General features: G+C 61.0%; 1 protein-coding gene. It reads left to right on the forward strand.

Annotated features, from left to right (window positions below):
- Positions 1-473 (forward strand): hypothetical protein (locus LH128_RS34115; RefSeq protein WP_008833536.1); only part of this gene is annotated, 473 nt, incomplete at its 5' end.
- Positions 474-626 lie beyond the last annotated feature (153 nt).

Genomic DNA, 626 nt, shown 5'->3' on the forward strand with positions numbered 1-626 from the left:
GCAGCGTCGCCATCGGATACGACCGGCCCCTGTCGACATTTTTCGTGCAGGTCATGCAGCCACATCCCCGCATCGAGGGCGAGGAGGCAACCTACATCTGGAAGGGCAGCGCCCCCGGAGAGTTGCCAACCGCTGCAGACGCAATCGCGGTTGCGGCTGACTATGCCGATCTGCCCAAGGATCTTAGCGCGAAGCTGGAAACCGATCGCCTGAAGACTCTCGGCACCTTCGACGGTCCCGCCCAGCTGGCCGCCAAGCCCTTCATCCAGTCGTCACCGCCGCCGATCCACACCGAGGCCGAAGCCCGCGAAGCCGGCTATACGCGCGCGGTGGTCGCAGGCAGCACGCATCACACGCTAGAATTGCTGATCGAACCCAGTGCCGACCTCGATTCCATCTTCCTCGCCTTCGACCGCAGTGAGAACGAAATGCTCCATATCCATGGCTGGAGCTTCACGATCGAGCCGGAGTGACGTGGCAGCAATCTTGTGATAGTTTGAATACACGTATTCATCCGGAGACAATGCCATGGCGACGTCAGTACGTCTCGCACCCGAAGTAGAGCAGCGCCTCGATCATCTCGCGAGCGCCACCGGGCGCACCAAGGCATATTACCTGCGCGAAAT

This window comes from Sphingomonas sp. LH128 (assembly GCF_000293195.2).
Taxonomy (GTDB): Bacteria; Pseudomonadota; Alphaproteobacteria; order Sphingomonadales; family Sphingomonadaceae; genus Novosphingobium; species Novosphingobium resinovorum_A.